Annotated in this window: 18 protein-coding genes; 10 read left to right on the top strand and 8 right to left on the bottom strand. The window is 58.0% G+C overall.

Annotated elements, in window-relative coordinates; genetic code table 11:
* The first annotated feature begins 11 nt into the window (after nt 1–11).
* The 4 genes from T9A_RS08595 to T9A_RS08580 all read left to right on the top strand — a co-directional run bounded on the left by T9A_RS08595 (nt 12) and on the right by T9A_RS08580 (nt 6,411).
* Entirely contained in the window at nt 12–1,169 is a 1,158-nt protein-coding gene (locus T9A_RS08595) for an acyl-CoA dehydrogenase family protein (protein ID WP_035247112.1), read from the top strand.
* A gap of 220 nt (nt 1,170–1,389) precedes the next feature.
* Nucleotides 1,390–2,196, top strand: a complete 807-nt coding sequence (locus T9A_RS08590; RefSeq protein WP_198030653.1) for an enoyl-CoA hydratase/isomerase family protein — start codon at nt 1,390–1,392, stop codon at nt 2,194–2,196.
* A gap of 133 nt (nt 2,197–2,329) precedes the next feature.
* Nucleotides 2,330–4,285 (top strand): acetyl/propionyl/methylcrotonyl-CoA carboxylase subunit alpha, encoded by a 1,956-nt coding sequence (locus T9A_RS08585; RefSeq protein ID WP_035247106.1) that lies wholly within the window; start codon nt 2,330–2,332, stop codon nt 4,283–4,285.
* Between the two features lie 296 nt (nt 4,286–4,581).
* Nucleotides 4,582–6,411, top strand: a complete 1,830-nt coding sequence (locus T9A_RS08580) for a long-chain-acyl-CoA synthetase (protein ID WP_035247103.1) — start codon at nt 4,582–4,584, stop codon at nt 6,409–6,411.
* Nucleotides 6,412–7,507: 1,096 nt separating this feature from the next.
* Here the strand turns inward: T9A_RS08580 and T9A_RS08575 are convergent.
* The 3 genes from T9A_RS08575 to T9A_RS08565 form a co-directional block, all read right to left on the bottom strand.
* Nucleotides 7,508–7,972 carry a phasin family protein gene (locus T9A_RS08575; protein ID WP_035247100.1) on the bottom strand — a complete coding sequence of 155 codons (465 nt, stop codon included), beginning with the start codon at nt 7,970–7,972 and terminating at the stop codon, nt 7,508–7,510.
* A gap of 165 nt (nt 7,973–8,137) precedes the next feature.
* Complete coding sequence (locus tag T9A_RS08570; protein ID WP_035247097.1) at nt 8,138–8,455, bottom strand: hypothetical protein; 318 nt, start codon at nt 8,453–8,455, stop codon at nt 8,138–8,140.
* Nucleotides 8,455–9,675, bottom strand: coding sequence for a DUF445 domain-containing protein (locus tag T9A_RS08565; RefSeq protein WP_035247094.1), 1,221 nt, complete (start codon nt 9,673–9,675; stop codon nt 8,455–8,457). The genes T9A_RS08570 and T9A_RS08565 overlap by 1 nt, the downstream gene beginning before the upstream one ends.
* A gap of 264 nt (nt 9,676–9,939) precedes the next feature.
* On the opposite strand from T9A_RS08565, the gene T9A_RS08560 reads away from it, so the two are divergent.
* Nucleotides 9,940–10,695, top strand: coding sequence for a hypothetical protein (locus tag T9A_RS08560; RefSeq protein ID WP_035247093.1), 756 nt, complete (start codon nt 9,940–9,942; stop codon nt 10,693–10,695).
* Between the two features lie 307 nt (nt 10,696–11,002).
* On the opposite strand, the gene T9A_RS08555 is transcribed toward T9A_RS08560, so the two are convergent.
* The gene (locus T9A_RS08555; protein WP_035247090.1) at nt 11,003–11,326 is read right to left on the bottom strand and encodes a hypothetical protein; all 324 of its coding nucleotides are present in this window, start codon (nt 11,324–11,326) and stop codon (nt 11,003–11,005) included.
* Between the two features lie 216 nt (nt 11,327–11,542).
* On the opposite strand from T9A_RS08555, the gene T9A_RS08550 reads away from it, so the two are divergent.
* Nucleotides 11,543–12,235, top strand: coding sequence for a diguanylate cyclase (locus T9A_RS08550; protein WP_035247087.1), 693 nt, complete (start codon nt 11,543–11,545; stop codon nt 12,233–12,235).
* Between the two features lie 101 nt (nt 12,236–12,336).
* Here T9A_RS08550 and cmoB read toward each other — a convergent pair whose 3' ends face one another.
* From cmoB to T9A_RS08535, 3 genes are all read right to left on the bottom strand, one after another.
* Nucleotides 12,337–13,305 (bottom strand): tRNA 5-methoxyuridine(34)/uridine 5-oxyacetic acid(34) synthase CmoB, encoded by a 969-nt coding sequence (gene cmoB / locus T9A_RS08545; protein WP_035247085.1) that lies wholly within the window; start codon nt 13,303–13,305, stop codon nt 12,337–12,339.
* On the bottom strand, nt 13,305–14,036 hold the full coding sequence (cmoA, locus tag T9A_RS08540) for a carboxy-S-adenosyl-L-methionine synthase CmoA (RefSeq protein WP_035247082.1): 732 nt from the start codon (nt 14,034–14,036) through the stop codon (nt 13,305–13,307). The genes cmoB and cmoA overlap by 1 nt, the downstream gene beginning before the upstream one ends.
* Before the next feature lie 139 nt (nt 14,037–14,175).
* Nucleotides 14,176–14,622, bottom strand: a complete 447-nt coding sequence (locus tag T9A_RS08535; RefSeq protein ID WP_035247079.1) for a hypothetical protein — start codon at nt 14,620–14,622, stop codon at nt 14,176–14,178.
* 234 nt (nt 14,623–14,856) lie between these two features.
* Between T9A_RS08535 and T9A_RS08530 the strand changes: the two genes are divergently transcribed.
* A complete protein-coding gene (locus T9A_RS08530) occupies nt 14,857–15,150 on the top strand; it encodes a hypothetical protein (protein WP_035247076.1) in 294 nt (97 codons plus the stop codon).
* Here T9A_RS08530 and T9A_RS08525 read toward each other — a convergent pair.
* Complete coding sequence (locus T9A_RS08525) at nt 15,140–17,698, bottom strand: hybrid sensor histidine kinase/response regulator (protein WP_052042689.1); 2,559 nt, start codon at nt 17,696–17,698, stop codon at nt 15,140–15,142. The genes T9A_RS08530 and T9A_RS08525 overlap by 11 nt on opposite strands.
* A 108-nt stretch (nt 17,699–17,806) precedes the next feature.
* Between T9A_RS08525 and T9A_RS08520 the strand changes: the two genes are divergently transcribed.
* The 3 genes from T9A_RS08520 (at nt 17,807) to T9A_RS08510 (ending at nt 21,046) form a co-directional block, all read left to right on the top strand.
* The gene (locus tag T9A_RS08520; protein ID WP_232222048.1) at nt 17,807–18,460 is read left to right on the top strand and encodes a hypothetical protein; all 654 of its coding nucleotides are present in this window, start codon (nt 17,807–17,809) and stop codon (nt 18,458–18,460) included.
* Nucleotides 18,461–18,794: 334 nt separating this feature from the next.
* Nucleotides 18,795–20,657 (top strand): bifunctional tRNA (5-methylaminomethyl-2-thiouridine)(34)-methyltransferase MnmC2/FAD-dependent 5-carboxymethylaminomethyl-2-thiouridine(34) oxidoreductase MnmC1, encoded by a 1,863-nt coding sequence (gene mnmC / locus T9A_RS08515; RefSeq protein WP_035247070.1) that lies wholly within the window; start codon nt 18,795–18,797, stop codon nt 20,655–20,657.
* Entirely contained in the window at nt 20,654–21,046 is a 393-nt protein-coding gene (locus tag T9A_RS08510; protein ID WP_035247067.1) for an MAPEG family protein, read from the top strand. Before mnmC ends, T9A_RS08510 begins: the two co-directional genes overlap by 4 nt.
* Nucleotides 21,047–21,055: the final 9 nt, after the last annotated feature.

Genomic DNA, 21,055 nt, shown 5'->3' with positions numbered 1-21,055 from the left:
GAACCGAAATCATGCTTTTCACTCAAGAACACGAAGAACTGCGCCGCACAGTACGCAACTTTGTCGAGAAAGAACTGAACCCCCACGTCAAGGAATGGGAAGAAGCCGGGCGCTTTCCTATTCATGAGGTGTTCAAGAAAATGGGCGATCTGGGTCTGCTCGGTGTGACCAAGCCGGTCGAGTTCGGTGGCATGGGGCTGGATTACTCCTATGGCATGGTGATGGCCGAAGAGATGGGCCGCACTCACTGTGGTGGTGTTCCGCTTTCCACCGGGGTACAGACCGACATGGCCACCCCGGCCCTGGCCCGTTTCGGTTCCGACGAACTGCGTCAGAATTATCTTGCACCGGCCATTGCCGGTGACATGGTGGCCTCCATCGCCGTGTCCGAACCGCATGCGGGTTCCGATGTGGCCGCTATCAAGACCACTGCCACCAAGGACGGCGACGACTACGTGATCAACGGCACCAAGATGTGGATCACCAACTCCCCCAGCGCTGATTGGTTCTGCCTGCTTGCGCAGACCTCAGACGGCAAGCCGCACATGAACAAGTCTTTGATCATCGTGCCGAAAGACGCCGCTGGCATCACCGTGGACAAACCCCTGCACAAGCTGGGCATGCGCTCCTCGGAAACCGCCCAGGTGTTCTTCGACAACGTGCGAGTGCCCCAGCGCAACCTGGTCGGCCAGGAAGGCATGGGCTTCATGATGCAGATGATGCAGTTCCAGGAAGAGCGTCTGTTCGCTGCCGCCAACAGCCTGATGGGCATGCAGCACGTGATTGACGAAACCATCGCCTACGCCAAGGACCGTCAGGTGTTCGGCATGCCGCTGATCGACAACCAGACCGTGCACTTCCGCCTGGCCGAACTGCAGACCGAAGTGGAATCCCTGCGCGCCCTCACCTACCGGGCCTGCGAGATGTACATCAACGGTAAGGACGTCTTGCAGCTGGCGTCTATGGCCAAACTGAAAGTCGGTCGTCTGAGCCGTGAAGTAGCCGATGGCTGCCTGCAGTACTGGGGCGGCAACGGCTTCATGTGGGAGAACCCCGCCGGCCAGCTTTACCGCGACGGCCGTCTGGGCTCCATCGGCGGCGGCGCCGACGAAATCATGCTGGGCATTATCTGCAAGACCATGGACATCCTGCCGGGGAAGAAGAAATAACAGGACACCCGGCCCCGGAATACTGCCCGCTGTAGGAGCGGCGCTTTAGCCGCGAAACCCCAGGAGCGAGAAGCGAGTTACGAGAAGCGAAATGCACAACCGAACCACCGTGTTTCAGGTTTTCGGACCTCGTAACTCGCGCCTCGCAACTCATATTCTGTTCGCGCCTCAAGCGGCGCTCCTACAGCGGCCCCTGTAGACATGTTGAGAGGAGCGCATGATGACGCTACCGAAAACAGACACTTTGCAGCTCAACCAGGATGGCCCGGTTCTGCATGTCACCCTGAACCGTCCCGACAGCCGTAACGCCATGAGCCTGACCATGGTCAACGAGCTGATGGCGGTGTTCGAGGCAATTAAGGATGACACCGACGTGCGTGCCATTGTGCTGCGTGGCGCAGGCGGTCACTTCTGTGCCGGCGGCGATATCAAGGATATGGCAGGCGCCCGCCAGCAGGCTGCCAGAGGCGACAGCGATGCTTTTCAGAAGCTGAATCGTCGCTTCGGAGAAATGATCACCGCCGCCAACCAGCAGCCCCAGGTCGTGATTACGGTGCTGGAAGGCGCGGTGCTAGGGGGCGGTTTTGGTCTGGCCTGCATCTCCGATGTGGCCATCGCCCACAACGGCGCCACCTTCGGCCTGCCGGAAACCGGCCTCGGGGTTATTCCCGCCCAGATCGCTCCTTTTGTGGTGGAGCGCATCGGCCTGACCCAGGCCCGCCGACTGGCCCTCACCGGTATCCGCTTCCAGGGCGAAGAAGCCCGGCGCCTGGGTATCGTCCACGAAGTGGCCGCCGACGCTGACGGTCTGGATGCCCTGCTGGAAGACACCCTAAAAGCGGTTCGCAAATGCGCGCCCCATGCCAACCGGGTGACCAAAGCGCTGGTACTGGACGTGGACCATGAGCCCATGGAGGCATTGCTGGACCAGGCAGCGAAGGATTTCGCCGCCGCCGTGAGCAGCGAAGAAGGCCAGGAGGGCACCATGGCGTTCGTACAAAAACGTTCGGCGTCCTGGAATCAATAAAAGAGTTGAATCGATACACCGTAGGAGGCTGCTTGTAGGCGAACCGATGTGGCACACCCATCACCAATGGTTCGCTTGCAAGCAAGCTCCTACAGGGGAGCATTTTCAACCGGTTAACCGGTAAGGAACCACAATGAGCTTTGAAAAAATCCTGATTGCCAACCGTGGCGAGATTGCCTGCCGGGTTATCGCCACTGCCCAGTCACTGGGCTACCGGACCGTGGCGGTCTATTCCGAGCCGGATGCGGGTGCCCGTCATGTGCAACTGGCTGACGAAGCCGTCTGTGTAGGCCCGGCCCTGGCCAGCGCCTCCTACCTGAATGTGGAAGCCCTGCTGGATGCCTGTCGCAAGACCGGCGCCGACGCGGTGCACCCAGGCTATGGTTTCCTCTCGGAAAATGCCGGTTTCTCCAAAGCCTGCAAGGACGCCAGCATCACCTTTATCGGCCCTGATGAAGAAGCCATCCACTTGATGGGCTCCAAGCGCCTGTCCAAGATCGCCATGATCGAGGCTGGTGTGCCCTGCATTCCGGGTTACGAAGGTGAAGACCAGAGCGACGCCATCCTGCTGAAGGAAGCCGAACGCATCGGCCTGCCGCTGATGATCAAGGCCAGCGCCGGCGGCGGCGGCCGCGGCATGCGGGTGGTCACCGACGCCAACGACATTACCGCCCAGCTAAAGAGTGCCCGCCAGGAAGCAAACAGTGCCTTCGGCAGTGACGAGCTGATCCTGGAGCGTGCCGTAATGCAGCCACGGCATGTGGAAATCCAGGTGTTCGGTGACCGCCACGGCAATGTGATTCATCTCGGTGAGCGCGATTGTTCGGTGCAGCGCCGCCACCAGAAAGTGGTGGAAGAGGCCCCCTCTCCGGCTGTGGACGAGACCCTGCGTCAACAGATGGGTGAGGCGGCGGTCAATGCCGCCAAGGCCTGCAACTATGTGGGGGCTGGCACCGTAGAATTTCTGCTGGCGCCGGAAGGCGATTTCTTCTTCCTGGAAATGAACACCCGCCTGCAGGTGGAGCACCCGGTCACCGAACTGGTCACCGGTCTGGATCTGGTGGCCTGGCAAATCAAGGTCGCCCGGGGCGAACCGCTACCACTGAGCCAGGAGCAGGTCACCCTCACCGGCCATGCCATGGAAGTCCGCCTGTACGCGGAAGACCCGGCCCAAAACTACATGCCACAAACCGGCCCGGTACTGCGCTGGCAACCGGCCAGCGGCGACGGCGTGCGCATCGATCACGGCCTGACCGAAGGCTATGAGGTGGGCAGTCACTACGATCCCATGCTGGCCAAGATTATTGCCGTAGGCGACAGCCGCGAAGACGCCCGACGACGCCTGATACGCGCCGTGGAGGACACGGTACTGATGGGAGTCCGGGATAACCGGACCTTCCTGGCCGCCATTCTGCGTCACCCGGTGTTTGCCCGGGGCGAAGCCACCACGGCGTTTATCGGCCAGGACTTTGCCGACGACGCCAGCATGGCCGGCGACATCCCGCCAAGCCAATTGTGGGCCCTGGCCGCCCTGCTCCGCTGTGAAGTGGAGACGCCAACAACCGAGCTACGCGGCTGGCACTCCAGCACCCTGGGGGCCCAACCGGTCCAGCTCCGCTGTGGCGAACACGAGCAGACCGTGTACATCCGCTATCAGGGCAACCATGCCGAACTGATCGTCGGCGAGGACAACCACCGCATCGAGCCACTGGGCCCAGGCCTGGCGAGCATGGATGGGATTCGCCAGAGCTACCGGATGTACCAGGATGGCAAACAAAGCTGGCTGCAATGCCAAGGCCACAGCGTCTGTTTCGAGGATGCTACCCACAGCGCAGCGGGCAGCAGTGATCAGGCCGGTTCCGGCCAGATTCGCGCGCCCATGGATGGGGCAGTGATTGAGGTATGCGCGAAGGCCGGTGATGTCGTAAAACGGGGTCAGGTGCTGGTGATCATGGAAGCCATGAAGATGGAACACAGCCTCAAGGCGGATTGTGATGGCACCGTGGAAACCGTGGATCTGACGGTTGGCGGTCAGGTGAAACGCCAGCAACTACTGGTCAATATCAAGGCGGACGACTCAGAGTCATAATCCGTCAGTGACATTTTGCAAACGGAGAGGGACACTCCACTGTGCTTCAATTTGCATCGGGCAGATAAGGCCAAAACGGACCGCTACAATCTGCTCCGGCACAGCTCCCGGGCAGGGCTCTTGCCCTGCCATGGTGCTACGGTTAAGGTAAGCGCCCGCTTGCCAATACTGGGTTCCCGGCTGAACAGCCTGCGGATAACCGTTTACATGCCGTGATCGAAAGACTGGCCTGTATCGATTGATCCCGTGGTGTTTTGTGCCTGGGCCTTCCAAGAACACAGACTAATGGAGATCCTATGAGCAGCGCCGACATCATCACGTTGCCCAAGCTTCTGTCCAAGGTTCCCGAGGTGGTCAGCAATCTGCCAGGCCTGATCAAGGGCTCGCGGATGGCCAAGATCACTGACACGACCAAGCCTTTGGGGCTGGGCATGGCCATCGAGCGAGCCACCGGCATGAACCCCAACGGCGCCGCCCTGATCTACGAAGACACCGAGCTTACCTATAAGCAGTTCAATGCCTGGGCTAACCGATTGGCAGATTACCTGGCCTCCATCGGTCTGAAAAAAGGCGACACTATCGCCGTCAACATCGAAAACCGCCCGGAACTGCTAGTCACCGTAGCCGCCTGTGCCAAAATGGGCGTTTGCGCTGCGCTGATCAATACCTCCCAGCGTGGCAAAGTACTGGTCCATTCTTTCAATCTGGTGAAACCCAAGGCCGCCATTATTGGTGAGGAGCTGGTAGAAGCCGTGGAAGAGATTCGCGGCGACCTGGATCTTAAGGATAATTTCTTTTTCTTCGCCGACCAGGACACCCTGGAAAACCCGGGTGACGCTCCCGCCGGCTACAAGAACCTGGCCAGCGAAATCAAGGACTGCTCCAGCGAGAACCCGGCTTCCAGCAAGCAGACTTTCCTCCGTGATCCGCTGTTCTACATTTATACGTCCGGTACCACGGGCCTGCCCAAAGCCGTGGTGTTCAACCACGGTCGGTGGGAAAAGGCTTACGGTGGGTTTGGCTATTCGGCGGTACGCCTCAATGCTGACGATCGCCTTTACACCACCCTGCCCTTCTACCACGCCACTGGCATGGTCATCTGCTGGGCATCAGTGCTGGCCCCTGCAGGCACCCTGGTACTGGCGCGCAAGTTCTCCGCCAGCGGCTTCTGGGAAGATATCCGCCGTCACGGCTGTACTGCGTTTGGTTATGTAGGCGAATTGTGTCGCTATCTGCACGAGCAACCGGAAAAGCCCAATGACCAGGACAATAAGGTTCACACCATTGTTGGCAACGGCCTGCGCCCGAGCATCTGGAAAGAGTTCAAGGATCGTTTCGGCATTGACCGCGTGGTAGAGCTGTATGCCTCCTCAGAAGGCAATGTAGCTTTTACCAATGTGTTCAACTTCGACAACACCGTGGGTTTCTCTCCTGTCAGCTATGCCATCGTCAAATACGACAAGGAACGGGACGAGCCGGTACGCGACAGCAGCGGTAACATGATCAAGGTGGGTAAGGGCGAATCCGGCCTGATGCTCGGCGAGATCACCGACAAGACCCCATTTGACGGCTACACCGACCCGGAGAAGACCGAAAAATCCATCTTCCGTGACGTTTTCAAGAAGGGCGACGCCTGGTTCAACACCGGCGACATGATGCGCGATATCGGCTTCCGCCATGCGCAGTTCGTGGATCGTCTGGGCGATACCTTCCGCTGGAAAGGCGAAAACGTGTCCACCACCGAAGTGGAACAGATTCTGGACGGTTTTGATGGCATTCAGGAATCTGTGGTTTACGGTGTGGAAATTCCCAACACCAATGGCCGGGCCGGCATGGCACAGGTTCGTCTGACCTGCCACCACAGTGAATTCGACTTCAAGGGGCTGTGCGCCTACCTGAAGCGTGAACTGCCACACTACGCCATTCCCGTGTTCCTGCGTATCAACGAGCAGGCCATGGAAACCACCGGTACCTTCAAGCACCAGAAGAACAAGCTGAAAGAACAGAAGTACGACCTTGGCCAGCAAGACAATGCAGTCTACGTATTGCTTCCCAAGGCTGATTGCTACCAGCAGCTGGACAAGGAAAGCCAGGAAAGCATCGACAACGGCGAGCACCGTTTCTGATCTTTCCGTTGCTGACCAAAAAAAGGGTGCCTTCGGGCACCCTTTTTTATTTGCCAATCATACCGATATATTCACAGCACACCCCTGAAGCCACAGCTCTGCTGACCCTGCTCCGGGCAAGCCCCTTTCTTTGCCCTGAGTACGGGAAAAGCCGACTTAATGAGGCCAAACACCCCCCAAATCAAACACCACACAAGCCACTTCAGGCTGCTTGCCCGATCAGCGCGCCACAGACATTATTCTTCCACACCCCAACAACTATCCCCATGGTCTGTGGACAACTCTGTGCAGGACCTCAGGAAAACACTCTACAGCCCCCGTATAGGATACCTTTCAGCTGTTTGCATGATTTTCCACCAGGACAGGGATTGACACTTTCCACAACTTGCAGAGCGCATCAGCACATTTAGCGGGGGGTTACTCACAAAACCTGTGGATAGAATTGTGGAAAAGCTGAGAAGAACCGTCTGTAACCCCCGGCAAAAGGCCTTTCCCTCTCAATGATGGATAATTACACAGACAGCAAACCTTATTATTCTCAGCAACTTAGCGGTGCTTTTTTGGCCACGCCAGATGACAACCGGATGACAGCCAATCGCATGAGCTCAATAGCAGCCTTGTGCAAAAACGCCACTTCCTTGTCATATACAGGCCGTTCAGGTAACCGATCTCTACCACGCATCGGTACAATCATACCCTCTAAATTCTTTTCCACAGAAGCTGTGGATAACCCTGTGCATAGCCGGTACACAACCGCTCTATCTCACCGGTTTTTCACGGCTATTGACGACATGCCTATTTTTTGACCAATCAATAAATTCATTATATTTCAATTGGTTGCGCTGTTTATTATGGACCATTCACGGGTTTGTCATATTTTATTGCAGAAAAAGCCCATTGACAGAAACCTGTGAACAAAATTGGGGCATGAAGACGTTACCAAGGGTGACAGCGTGGCACAGTCGTTCCGAGTAATCTGGCCATACCCTCTGTGAGGGGCTTATTTCGAACTAAAAAAAACGGGTACCAAGGGGGTACCCGTCAAAAGACACCACTAAGGGGTTAGCGGTGTGCGCTACAACACTGTTTGGACGCCTCAGCTCTTCTTGCGGCTGCGGCGTTTTGGAGTCTCGGATTCAGAGGAAGTATGTACATCTTCCTCGGCTTTACTCAGAGCACTGGTAAGCTCATGAACCCGTTTCTCCAGCTCTTCGACTTCCCGCTTGTTGGGGAGCCCCAACCGGGACAGCGCCTTGTTCAGGCGATCGTCGAAGGCCTTCTCCATCTTGTCCATGGTCTCGCCGGTATGATGGCGAACCCGTTCCTTGATCTCTTCCACCCGGGACTCGGTTTTGTCCTTGGTGTGACGTTCCACTTCTCGGCCAGCTTCGACCAGGGCATCAAAAAAGCCACTACCCTCTTCCTCGGCCCGTGCGAACGCTCCCAGACCGGCAAGCCAGATCTGGTGGGTATACTTGCGAATGTCTCGTGAAGCCCCGCTAAGGGCCTTCAGCGGGCTAGGATTCCGCTCTTCTTTTTCATTCTGCTTATCGTCGGACATGATCCAGACTCCGAAGGTAATTCCACGAGCAGATGCAGCGCAGCAACAAGCAACGGCATCGACGCGATGGGGTAAATTATAGGGGGGTAGCAGAGCAGGTTTGCACGAGTTTGTCTGACAATTGCTCAATGATCGTTTATGTGATCAATTTCTCATCAGATCAGGCTATTGCCCATCCAGATCATCATTATCATCCGGCCGCCGATTGCCAATCAGGCCCATGCCCCGAGCCAGATCCCGGGCGCTGTTGCGGATCACTTCCCGAGAGCGGCCGGTAAGCAAATCGACAATCCGCTTCCTCAGGCGCTCTTCCAGCTGATTGGCGCCCTCTTCAAGACGGCGATCCACCTTGCGTTCAATTTTGGGCCCCAGATAAAAATGACCAATTAACCCCATCAGGGTCAGGGTCAGCAGAGAAGACGCTCCCGCCGCTGCAAACAGCAGCCACCCCAGAGTGGCTATATCTATCTGCAGCGTTTCCATCAGGCCGCTCCGAACATGAACAGCAGTTGCCCGACCCCGGCCATGGCCCCCAGGAAGCCGCCTACCACGATCAGAATCCACTCATCTTCCTGGAAGGCGGGTCGCAGCAAGTCCTGGAATTCTTCCGAGCTGAGCGCCTGCATCCGTTCAGCCATGAGCTTCTCGACAATCAGGCCCCGCTCTTTGTTGAAGCCCTGATCTTCAAAAGGCTCCACGGCAAGATCGACTGCTTTGTCTTCCACCGCCTTCTTGAGATCCGCATAACCCTCCGGGCCCACCGTCAACTGGGCAGCCGTACGCACCACGCCACCATTGAGCAGTGGTTTGAGATGGCGTTTGATCAGGGCCTTGGTGCGATCTCCACGGGGACCGTTAACCACCTGGTACATGATGTTGCGCAAGGTGATCACCTCATCCGTAGCAAGGCGAGCAAAGGATTCAGCCACATCCTTCTGCCGCTTCAGGAACAGTCCCTGAATGCGGAAAGGGCCGATTTTAACGGGATTGAGCGGTCGAAAAATCAGGTTCAGAGCCAGCCAGTTGGTGGCAATACCGACGATAAAGCCAAAGAACGGTAACACCCAGTTTTCAGGCACAAAGATGAATACCGGCACCTGGATCAGGCCGAACAGGAAACCGAAGTAGAAACCGGAATTGGTAATGAAACGAAATTCAGGATCACCCACTTCCTGGAACATCTGCACCATGAGCGCCTTGTCTTCGCTCATCTGGGTGATGACCATGTGCTTCATGTCCACCAAGCTGTCCAGATTGCGGCTGATGTCATCAACCACATTGTCCATGACCGCTGGAATTGCCCGGCGTGCGCGGGCGTAGACACGCTTGCGCACCAACAGAGGCAAATTCTCCCAGAGCACGGCATTGCGCTCGGTCATCACCTCATCGGTGTACTCTTCAATACGTAGCTGGATGGTGCGGGTGAGGTGGGCGGATATCTTTTCCGGCTCCATCTCGCGAAAAAACTCGTCCAGACTGCCCAGTTTGGAAAGGGCCTTGTCCACGACTATACCTGCCATCTTCTCGACCTTGGAGGGAATGATCCCCTGCCAGCCGAAGATTGGCCGAATACCAATGAATTCCAGTGGATAGAACGTCATTTTGACGGCCATCCAGTTGGTTATCCACCCTACGGCACCGGCGATGAAAGGTATACTGACGTACTTCCAGAAGTCCGGGTACGAAAGCAATGATTCCAGCATTGAAAAACAACTCCCCTCCAAGGGCTTGTGCACTGTAACGCGACAGTGCCAAGACAAACATATCCCGCTTTCGCCAATCCCGGTCTAAAAAGCCAATGTCGTTTTAAGGCAGCAACCTATCATGGGAGGTGCCCTTTATTATAAAAGTGCCTAGTATAGGTAGCTGGCACTCTAAATATAAGCAAGATAACGTAATTTTTGGCAACAAATCGGGACCCGAAGCGACAACGAGATCCCATTTCAGGACAGGATTTTCCCTCACTTATGCCTCAGACCGGTAGTTTCCCCCAGCTGATTGTGCTTGGTGGTTTGGAGAGCGCACTCAATCAGGCGCTCACCGGCAACCAGCCCGGCCGCGACAGATTAGCCGCCCTGCACGGCACTGTCGTGCGGATTCGTACTGAGCGCCCGCTCTGGGTGCTCTATGTGCTGATCTATGAAGATGGCGTGGAACTGCTAACCGACTACGAAGGCAACGTGGATATCCGTGTCCGGGGTCCTCTGGGAGCCATGGTCCACTGGTTGTTTGCCAGCGAGCCACTGACCGATCACGAATCCCTGCGCGTCACCGGCAGCGACAGGCAAATTGCCGAACTAGCCAACCTGATCGAGAATTTCAGCCTGTGGCCACTGGTTCGCAACTGGCTCGACGACCATGTCCGGCTCAAGGAGCTGCTCGACCTGCTGCGCCGTGAAGACCCGGTTTGGCTGGAGAAGCTGGCCACCCTGCCTCAGCAGGTCGGAGAACTGGCAGAACAGGTAGCTCGTCAGCAATTGATTCAGGAAGACATCCTCGAGGAACTGCGTCACCTGCGCGGAGAATTGCGACGAGCCCGCAAGCTGGACCAGTTCTTCAGCCTCACCGGCACCCTGCTGATTCTGCTGTCGCTACTCAAGGCGTCCTCCCTGTGGGAAACCACCTTGCATGCATTGCAGCAGGATGTGTTGTCCCTGGCCATGCTCAGCCTTGGCATTGCCTTCCTGCTGGCTCGACTACTCCCCGCCAGGGGCAGGCTGTAGCCGCCGAGCGATAAGCTGCGACGCAGGTTAGGCCAAAACGACCAGCCAGCAAGTTTCGAGCGCGCCAGCAACGCTCCCCGTAGGAGCTATGCTTGCCCACCCAGGGGATCTGCGACATGCGAACCGAGCGCAGCGAGGAGACAAAGGCCAAGGCCTATCGTTCTTTCTGAAACCTGTGGAGCGCTGAGATTCCTGATCGCCCTGCGGGCGATATCCTTGCTGCGCAAGGTTCGCGGTTCAAGCGCCGCTCCTACAGCAGCTTCGTAGATATCTCGGAACTTGCCCTATGCAATCAGACTAGCTCGTATTATCGATTCTTCTTCGGCGCGCCAAAAATTTGCCCCAGGCGTTCGCCGACCAGCTCCGCGCTGGAGCGGGCCAGGCTGCGACTGGCCCCTTCCAGCACATCCCGGGTGTCCAAATTGCGGACGCCATCCACCAGGCCGCGGCGCACCCCCTCTTCCACCCGCGAAGACAGCACCTGAGCAGCGTTTTCCACCTGCTCATCCAGCTCTTTCTGCATGCTGTCACGCAACCGCGGCTGAAAGTAGAAATGCCCCCACAGCGCTACCACTGCCAGTGTCATTGCCGAGCTCAACACCGCCGTGGCGATTACCCAGATTATCGACATGCCCTCACTCCTTTTCTCTATCCGCTCTAATTGGCTGATAAACAACCGGTTTTGGTAACAGAGCAAGACAATGTTGTTAAATAAAGTATGCGCGCAATGCCTGCCCAAAGGGAATTCATTAGAGTGAAAACCAAGGGAAAGGATACCCACTGTTAAGAGCCTGTACACGCTCCCACGAAAGGAACGTCATCTTAATGTGTGGCCCCGAGGTACCCAATGACTGCCGTGACAACCAGCAGCCGCGAAAGCAGCCATATCCAGCAGATGATTCACCAGGCGATGTCTCTCTGTCGGCGACATCAGCAGCCCCTCAGCATCCTCGCTATCCGATTTCAGGAGCTGGCATCCATCAAGGCGGATATCGGCTCCGAGCGAATTCAGCGCTTGCTTGCGAAGGTCCTGCACCAAATGCATACCACTAAACGTTGTGAGGACGGGCTGGTGAGCAGTCAGTCAGGGCAATCCCTGTTCGTGGTCTTGCCGGCCACCGCCGTGGACGGTGCCGTGGCAATGGCGCAGCGACTACAACAATGGTTCAGTAGCCAGGAATTCGAGCTGGATGAGTTCTGTATTTCCCTGCCAACACGCATCAGCGTTCACTGTGCCAGCCAGGAGGAAGAGGAAGGTGTGGTGCAATTGCTTAATCGGGCATTCAATACCCTGGAAAAGACGTCGGACACAGATCACATTGCATTGAGTGAGTCAGCAGGCAAACAACTGGACGCCCTGCAATCCGCACCGGAGGCAACTGACCAACTGTCCAGGCAACTGCTTGAGCTGGCCAATGGCGCCGACCAGGCCTCGCTCATGAAAGTGCTGTCTCCTGCCCTATCCGTTCTGGATGAAGGTCTGAGACTACAGCTGGTAGATCAGTTACTGGAGGCTTCCACCCAAGCGAAGGCGATATAAGCAAAGGAGGCAATGGTTCCGCTGCGTTCAGCGCCCCCCTGCAAAGACCGCCACCTGCCCCAGTCATTCCTCAAAGAGTGCTCCTACGAGCCTGCCCCACCTCAGGGTTTGCGGGCAATGAACACAGCCCGGCGCGGCGCGGGATACCCTTCCCGGGTCAGAGCTGGGTCGTCCGCGTCCAGAAAATCCGGTAACGACTGGAACCGCATCCAGTCAGTGGCCCGCTGCTCCTCAACGGTAGTATTGCTCTCATCCACACAGCGGATATCCACAAAACCACAGCGTTGTAGCCAGCGTTCGAGCATGGCCACGGAAGGCAGGAAAAACACATTACGCATCGCCGCGTAACGGTCCTCGGGCATCAGCACGGTCTGTGCATCGCCTTCCACCACCAGGGTCTCCAGTACCAGCTCCCCCCCTTCGCTCAACACTGCTTTCAGTTCTAGCAAGTGGTCCAGCGGGGAACGGCGATGGTAGAGCACGCCCATGGAAAACACCGTATCGAAATTCTCCGTCTGCGTCGGCAGCTCTTCCATACGCAACGGCAGAAACCAGACCGGAGAGGAAGGCGCAAAGCGGCGCACCGCCAGGTACTGCACCAGAAACAGGATGGTCGGGTCGATTCCCACCACCTGCTCTGCTCCGGCCGCCGCCATTCGCCAGCAGTGGTAGCCGCTGCCACAGCCCACATCCAGCACCCGCCGTCCGGTCAGGGGTGACAAATGCGGCGCCACCCGCTGCCACTTCCAGTCAGAATGCCACTCGGTGTCGATCTGCACACCGAAGAAATCAAAGGGCCCCTTGCGCCAGGGAATCAGCCCCTCCAGAGCTGCCTTCACGTCCCCCGGATCAACGTCACCGGGCTTGCCGATGCGCAGGGCATCCGCCGCAAAATCACAGCCCGCCGGCCCCTCAGGCAGCGCGTTCAGCGCCGCCAGCCAACGGGGCAAATCACCATGGGGTTTGTCCAGCAGGCGCTCCCGACACAGGCCCATCAGCGTGTCCCGCTGGGGCTGGGCATAGAGTTCCCGAAGCGCGGTGTCGCACTGCTGCAGATAATCTTTCAGCATCAACGCACCGCCAGCAGAGAGATAAAATTGAAGCAGCGGAACCACACATGGATCTCCCGGTAACCGGCCTGACGCAGGCGTGCTTCGTGATCAGCCAGGGTTTCGGGTATCAGCACGTTCTCCAGCGCGGTGCGCTTCTGGCTGATCTCCAGATCTGAATAGCCATTGTTACGCTTGAAGGCATGGTGCAACTCGGTCTGCAGGGCGTTCTCCGCATCGTCCGCAAAGCGGATCTTCTCCGACAGCACCAGAATCCCGCCAGGCAAGGTGGCGTCGGCAAGACGTTGAATCAGGGCGTCGCGCTTGTCCGGGGCGATGAACTGCAAGGTGAAATTGAGCACCGCCATGGAACACGGTTCGAAATCCATGCTGGCTACATCTCCCTCCAGCAGACTGACCCGTTCGCTTTGCCCGGTTTCCGCAATCAGTGTGCCGGCCTGACGAATCATGGCCGCAGAATTATCCACGGCGATCAGCCGGTTGCCCTGATCTGCGGTCAATGTTGCCATGGCCGTGGTCGCGGCCCCCAGGGAGCAGCCCAGATCATAGAGACAGGTATCCGGCTGGGCGTAACGGGCGGCAAGAACCCCGATCATATCAATGATGGTGGGATAGCCGGGCACCGAACGGCGAATCATGTCCGGGAAGACACGCACCACGGTGTCATCGAACGAAAAACGGGTCACCTGCTGGTGCGCTGTGGCGTAAATACGGTCCTGCTGATCAGACATAGGGGTTCCGGTATCACAATGCGGGGCGAATTATAGCGGGTGATACCGGTAGGTAGGAATGCCTGACGCTAATCAGCGAAAGGCATGGCGTTCACGTCATCCGTTTCTCTTGTCCGACGCCGAACATTCAGCGTTTCGCTTAGTTCAGGCTGACCCGCAGGTTGGGGTTGAAGTCTTCGTCAGACAAGTCGCTCAGATAACTTTGCACAAAATCCTGCACGTCGCTGTCACCCTGCTCGCCAAGGCGCTGAAGGGCCTCTTTCAGGGGCAAGGTCTGCCCATGGAGCGCTACCCGGGAGGCGGTCAGATTCAGGCCCAGGTCAATCACTGCGTATTCCAGGTTCTCTGCCTGGCGGGCCAGCACCATCTTTTCCAGCACGCTGCTGCCATCCTGGCAGGATAAAGAGAGCACTTGCTCACCAGAGGTCAGCGCCAGCTCATCGCTTTCAATCAGATCATCGACCAAGGCGCCGAAAGCGCTCTCCTGGCTCGCCGCCAGACACAGCCGCTCGCTCATGCCGCTACTGATTTGTGCATGGGCCGGCAGGGCCAACACAGCAAACAGGACAAAAGACAAATAACGCATGTAGGAACCCTCTATCCCAAAACCCGAAAGACACAATCGTCGGAGCGGATTATACGAATTAAACACTACATAAGTTAACCACTCTCACACATAAAGATGGCAAAAAAGTGACGAAATGCAATGTTCCGGCTTCATACGGCAGTCATTAATCCTTCCTAGAGTCCCTAATCGAAACAGGCCTAAATATTGCTTAGGCTTCCATACAAGACCATTCACTCCACGGGAGACACCGGTATGCCCACTTTTCGCAAGCATGACTCCGCCAATGTCCTGACCTGCGGAGCACTGCTCCTGATGTTCTGTGGGGCGATGCTGGCTTTACAGGATGTGCAGTGGCTGCTGGTGAGCATGGCCAGTTTTCATGCCGGGGTGGTTTTGACAGCCGTAGCCCTGTGCTTGCATGGATGGCGGCGTCATCGGGCCTGGCGCCTGGAGTTCCTCATACTGGTGATACTGGGATTACTGGTGACACTGGCACCCTTGATGCCACTCCCCTTTCAGGATTTTCTCGAATACCTCACGCCTTGATCTCCAGATAGCGGGAAATGGCATCGCGCATAGCGGTCAGAGAAAGCGGTTTGATCAACTGGCCGTTCATCCCTGATCGCTGTACCCGACCTCCCAGCTCGGATACAGCATGGGCGCTCAGGGCCAGGATCTGACAAGGGGGCCAGTGTTCGCGTTCTTCACAATCGCGCATACGCCCGGCACTGGTGAAGCCGTCCATCACCGGCATGTCCAGGTCCATCAGTACCAGATCATAAGCACCAGCGGCTTCCTGGAACTTGTCCAGCGCACGGGCGCCATCCTCGGCAATATGAATCAGGCTGATACCCAGCCGCTCCAGATAGCCCTTTGTCACCATCTGGTTCACCGGGTTGTCCTCCACCACCAGCACCCGCAGTGCGGCAACGGCTTCTTCCCCTTCCACCTGTGAAATAATCGGAATACTACTGGGCATCTGCCGACCCAGTAACTGTTTGAGTTCATTGACCGTGAGCACCGAACGTCGGAGCAATTGCACCTGTGGGGGCAGCCAGTCCGGAGCCTGAGAGCGCATCCCGGTAAGCAGCAGAATCTGCAGAGACACCTGACTGAGACGCACCAGCTGCAGGGTTTCCTCCAGCAGATCCCGGTCAGGCATACCGTTGATCAAAAGAACCCGAGCCCCTTCCAGTGACCCCAGCTCCGCCAGTTGCGAGCTGTTACTGACCCGGTGCACCGCCTTAAACCGCCGGTCCTCCAGCATCCAGTCAGCCAGGTTACCCTGCACATCCCACAACCAGGCCGGTGGCGCCTCCTGCTCCATCGTCGGCACGTCCCCTTTGTCCGCCGGCATCTGAACGCTGAAACTGAAACGGGCCCCCTTACCGGGAGCACTTTCCACATGAATGTCTCCGCCCATCAGCGCCACCAGTTCGCGGCTGATGGACAATCCCAACCCAGTGCCACCAAAGCGTTTCGCCGTATCCGCAGAGGCCTGGGCAAAATTCTGAAACAGCCGGGCCTGCTCTTCCTGACTGAGGCCAATGCCGGTATCGGTCACTGCAAAGCTGAACAAGGGTTGTTCCTGGCTCACCTGGCGATAGGCCAGAGACAATACCACTCTGCCGTTACGGGTAAATTTGACGGCATTGCCCAGCAGGTTGATCAACACCTGACGCAGCCGGGTCGGATCACCCACCACCCGGGAAGGGGTGCTGCTGTCGATATCGAGCAACACCAGGGAGCCGTTATCACTGGCGGGCAGATTGAACATCTGGGCGCACTCGGCCATCAGCAAAGGCAGGTCAAACTCTTCTTCCACCAGCTGCAATTTGCCGGCCTCTATCTTGGCGAAATCGAGCACATCGTTGATCAGCGCGGTGAGGGTGCGCCCGGCACTGTCGATCAGACTGATATATTCCTGCTGCCGGGGCGTGGGGTCGGTTTCACGTAACAACTCTGCAAGGCCGATCACCCCATTGAGGGGAGTCCGAATTTCGTGGCTCATGCGGGCAAGGAACTGCCCCTTGGCCAGACTTTCCGCACGAGCACTGATGGCCCGGGAATTGGAGCGGTAAACCAGCAGAGCCAACCCCAACACCAGGGCATACAGCAACAGCACCGCCAGCATCAGAAAAATGCTGCTTCGCAATTTCTCCTGACGAGTGTGCTCTACCAGCTGTACTGACAGCTCTACCAGACTGTCAGACAAGCCATCCAGGGACTGCATGGCGTGGCGGCTGCGATCGTAGGCCTGTTCCCAGCTTACCTGGACCCGGGGCGCCAGAATCAGCTCTTGTTCAGACCACAATAGAAACCGTTGCAGTTCGTCCTTCACCAGTCGCCACTGCTGATGCAGCTCCATGACGCCAGTCCTGGCGGACAGCGCCTTGATCTCGCTGTCGATAATCGAAAGCTGCTGCTGCAGTCGCTGCCAGGCATTTTCCAGACGACGGGCGTCGTTATCCCCCAGGTACCCACCGCGCTGGCTGACATAAAGCGCCAGGGCACGAATCAACCCGATGTCATTCTGCGCCTGACGAAACGAGCCCAGCGTCAGGGACAACACTTCATTGGGCTCCAACCCCTCCCCCACTGACATATCCGAAGCGATCAGTACTGAGGAAAGGGCATTGCCCAGACGCTGGGCAATGCGATTGACGTTATCGTAGGGGCCCGCCACGTCTTCCAGGGGAATCCCGGTTTTCACCGTCAGGCCAGACCAGGTTTCGCTGAGCAGGCCTGCCTGATCATTCAGGCCGGGTATATCCCGTTCACGCACCTGCTGCAGAAAGGCCTGTAGGCGGCTGTCCGCTCTCGCCGCGCTCAGTTCGAAGCATGACACGATCTCCTGATGCTGGGTATGGATCATCACCGGAGCCAGGTCACGCATGTCGTCAAGGGGCGAAAAGGCAGCCAGGCCACTTTCGAACAGCCTGAGATCGCCTTGCATAGTCTTGTAACCCGACAGCAGATCCAGGCGGTGTTGAACCATCAGGAAAGACGCAATCGCAAAGGGGACGGTGATAATGGCAAACAGCAATGCCATTGCAACGCCAGTGCGCATACCGTTATGTGATGGTTTTTCCATCCGTCTTTCCCTGTAAAGGGTATCCTCATCGGGTATCTTGTATTGTGCCACCAGAAAATCGCCGCCACATCAGGGAAACCCGGAACACCTTGCCCCATGATGACAAAAATGAATGTAAAAGTTTGCTATCTGTTGCCGCTTATCCTCCTGCTGGGCCTGGTTTCCTGCGGCACACAGCCCGACCTTGAGCAGCCACCTACTGCCTTGAAGCTGCCAACACTCAGCACCGAATCCAGCGAAGAGCAACGCAGGCCGGTGACACCAACCGCCCAGGCCGTGGACCTGTCGCACTTTCAGGTTCCCCAGCACCTGGCCGGTCTGAAACTGGACGGGGAAATCAGAACCCAACGGGGCCGCACGCTGCATTATCGAAGCGAAGATAAAAAAGAGCAGTTATCGCTGACCCTTAGCGGGCTACCGACGGGCTGGGATAACATGCCGTCAGAGCGTGCTGTCGCCAGTTACTACAGCGAGGCACGACAAAGACGGGTGAACGAAGCCCTGCAAGACAGCGCTAATGCCCTGACGATCCTCAGCGAAACCTTGCTGGATCTGGAAGGCCAGCCCTCCGCCCAGGCACAAATGCGCTGGGTTGAAAGGGGAAGGCCAATCCAGAACCAGTCCCTACTGGTAACCCTGATCGATGGTTTTTACATCCGCATCAACAATGCCAGCTACCAGCAAAGTTCCCGGTGGCTGCTGCAGCAGGGCAAACGGGCGCTGGCCGAGTTCAAAGCAGCACAGAAAACAGTGGGCAGTTGACAGTTCGCGAGCCGGGTTTATCCATCACCGAAAGGCAAGAGGCCGCGACCGGAGCTTTGGGCGCGACCTCTTGCCTTTCAGAACCTGACGAGCCATACCGCAACACTGTTACCCCCTACCTTTAACCCAGCACTTATATCTCTGCATTTTCGGGTCTTATCACCATCGCGTTGAACGTCGCCAGCGAAACACCGGATAGCACAGCGGCTCCGGATCGGGTTTCGCTGCCAACTATCAACTGTCAACTACCTTTAGTGCCATCTGTTAATGGTGATTTCCGCAAGGTATCCTGCCATCCCTTCAGGCGCCAACGGCAGATCCGTCTCAGGTCGTGATGACAATCCCAACCTTCTCCCCCATCCAGCCGGCCACCGTTGACTGGCAAGAAACCACCCCGGTGGCGGTGGACTTTGACGACCCATATTTCTCCCGTCAGGACGGCATGGCAGAGAGTGATCATGTGTTTCTGCAGGGCAACCGGCTGCCGGAGCGCTTCCGGGCAATGGCCGCCGGCGGTATTTTCGTTATCGGTGAAACCGGCTTCGGTACCGGCCTGAATTGCCTGCTTGCCGCCCGGGATTTTCTGGAACACGCCCCGGACAGCGCCCGGCTACACCTGGTCTCCGTGGAAAAACACCCGCTACGCAAGGCAGATCTGGCCAGAGCCCTGGCCCACTGGCCTGCCCTGTGCTCGCTGGCGGAGAGGTTGCTGGCAGAGTATCCGGCACCAGCACCGGGCTTTCACCGTCTCCAGCTGCACCCGCGTGTGCAGCTGACGCTGCTCCATGGCGATGCCCTGGCTTTGTGGCCACAGTTCCACCACCCGGTGGATGCCTGGTTCCTGGATGGCTTTGCCCCGGCCCGCAACCCGGACATGTGGCAACCGGAACTGTTCGCCCAGCTGGCCAGACTGAGCCGCCCCGGCACCACCCTGGCCACCTTTACGGCCGCCGGTGTTGTCCGCCGTGGACTGGCCGAGGTCGGCTTTGCCATGCACAAGCGTGATGGTTTCGGCCACAAACGGCATATGCTGGTTGGCAAGATCGAAGGCCAGGAGGCCCACCCCGTATCGGCAACGGGCCACATCCTGGTGGTCGGTGCTGGCCTCGCCGGGGCCACCACCGCCCGAGCCCTGGCCGAGCGGGGCTGCCAGGTAACGGTGCTGGACCCGGATGGCATCGCCAACCATGCGTCCGGCAACCTGGCCGGGGTGGTCTACAGCACCCCCAGTGCCCACCTCACCCCGCAGAATCGCTTCTACCAGCAAAGCTACGGCCACGCCCTGCGCTGGTTACAACGACACAGATATCCAGCACACCCGGAAGACGGCAACCTGAACGGGGTGATCCAGCACTACGTGGATGAGCGCCAGCAAGACAAGCTGGAGCAGGCCATGACAACCGGGGCCTGGCCAAAGGAGCTGCTTCAGCCCCACGGCGATAATGCCGTGCAACTGCTCGGCGGTGGCTATCTGAGGCCGGCCCGCTGGTGCCAGCATCTGCTCAACCACCCTGCCATCAGCCAGGTGTCAGCCCGGGTGGTATCCCTGCAAGAAGGCGCTCCGGCCCGGGTAACCCTGGAGAACGGGGAAACACTCAGCGCCGATGCCGTGGTCCTGTGTACCGCCGGCCAAAGCCAGTCCCTACCCGGCCTGGGCTGGCTACCACTCAAACACATTCGCGGCCAGGTGAGCTACTGTCAGGCCACCGATGCATCCCGACGCTGGCAACAGGCCCAATGCCATGGTGGTTACCTGACCCCGGCCCTGAACGAGCTGCACTGTGTCGGCGCCACCTTCAAGCTCCACGAAGATCACACCCATGCCACCGACAGCGACGATGAGGAAAACCTGGCCCAGCTGAGGCATCACCTCCCCGCCCTTTGGCAAGAGCTGGGGGGCGAGCACATCCAGATCGTTGACCGGCGTGTCGCATTCCGTTGTCAGAGCATCGATTTCCTGCCCCTGTGCGGCCCGTTGCCCGTGGCCACGAACAATCCTCATCGCCCAGCACAAGGGCTCTACCTGAATGTGGCCCACGGCAGCCGCGGCATTACCGGCACCCCCTTGTGTGCGGAGCTGATCGCCGAGATGATCTGTGGCCAGCCGCTGCCGATGGACCAGGAAATGATTGACGCCCTGGCCCCGGCCCGGTTTATCCTCCGCAAACGCAAAAAACAACCCGAGTGGATGCCATGACCCTAGTCAGCTTGCCGATTACCGCCCTTTACGCAGCCCTCAGCGGCTTCCTGATCATCGCCCTGGCCGCCAACGTGGTGCGCCTTCGCCTGGGCAAGAAAGTCTCCCTGGGCGACGGCGGCCACAAGGACGTAAGCCGCGCCATCCGCGCCCACGGCAACACCATTGAATACCTGCCCCTGGCACTGATACTGATGGCGTTGCTGGAAATCAACGGCGGCGGCAGCACAGCTCTGCACATCTACGGCTCCCTGCTGGTAGGCGGCCGTGTCCTCTACAGCTACGGCATGCTGATCCCCCGCAGCAGCGCCAACCTGGCCCGTCAGCTGGGCGTAGTCACCTCCTGGCTGGTAATCCTGGGTGTCGGGATTCAGCTTCTGGTGATTTAAAGACCTTTC

The sequence above is a fragment of the Alcanivorax jadensis T9 genome (assembly GCF_000756655.1).
Classification (GTDB): domain Bacteria; phylum Pseudomonadota; class Gammaproteobacteria; order Pseudomonadales; family Alcanivoracaceae; genus Alcanivorax; species Alcanivorax jadensis.
Note: the sequence above shows the minus strand (reverse complement) of the source record. Positions and strands in the feature narration are given on the sequence as shown.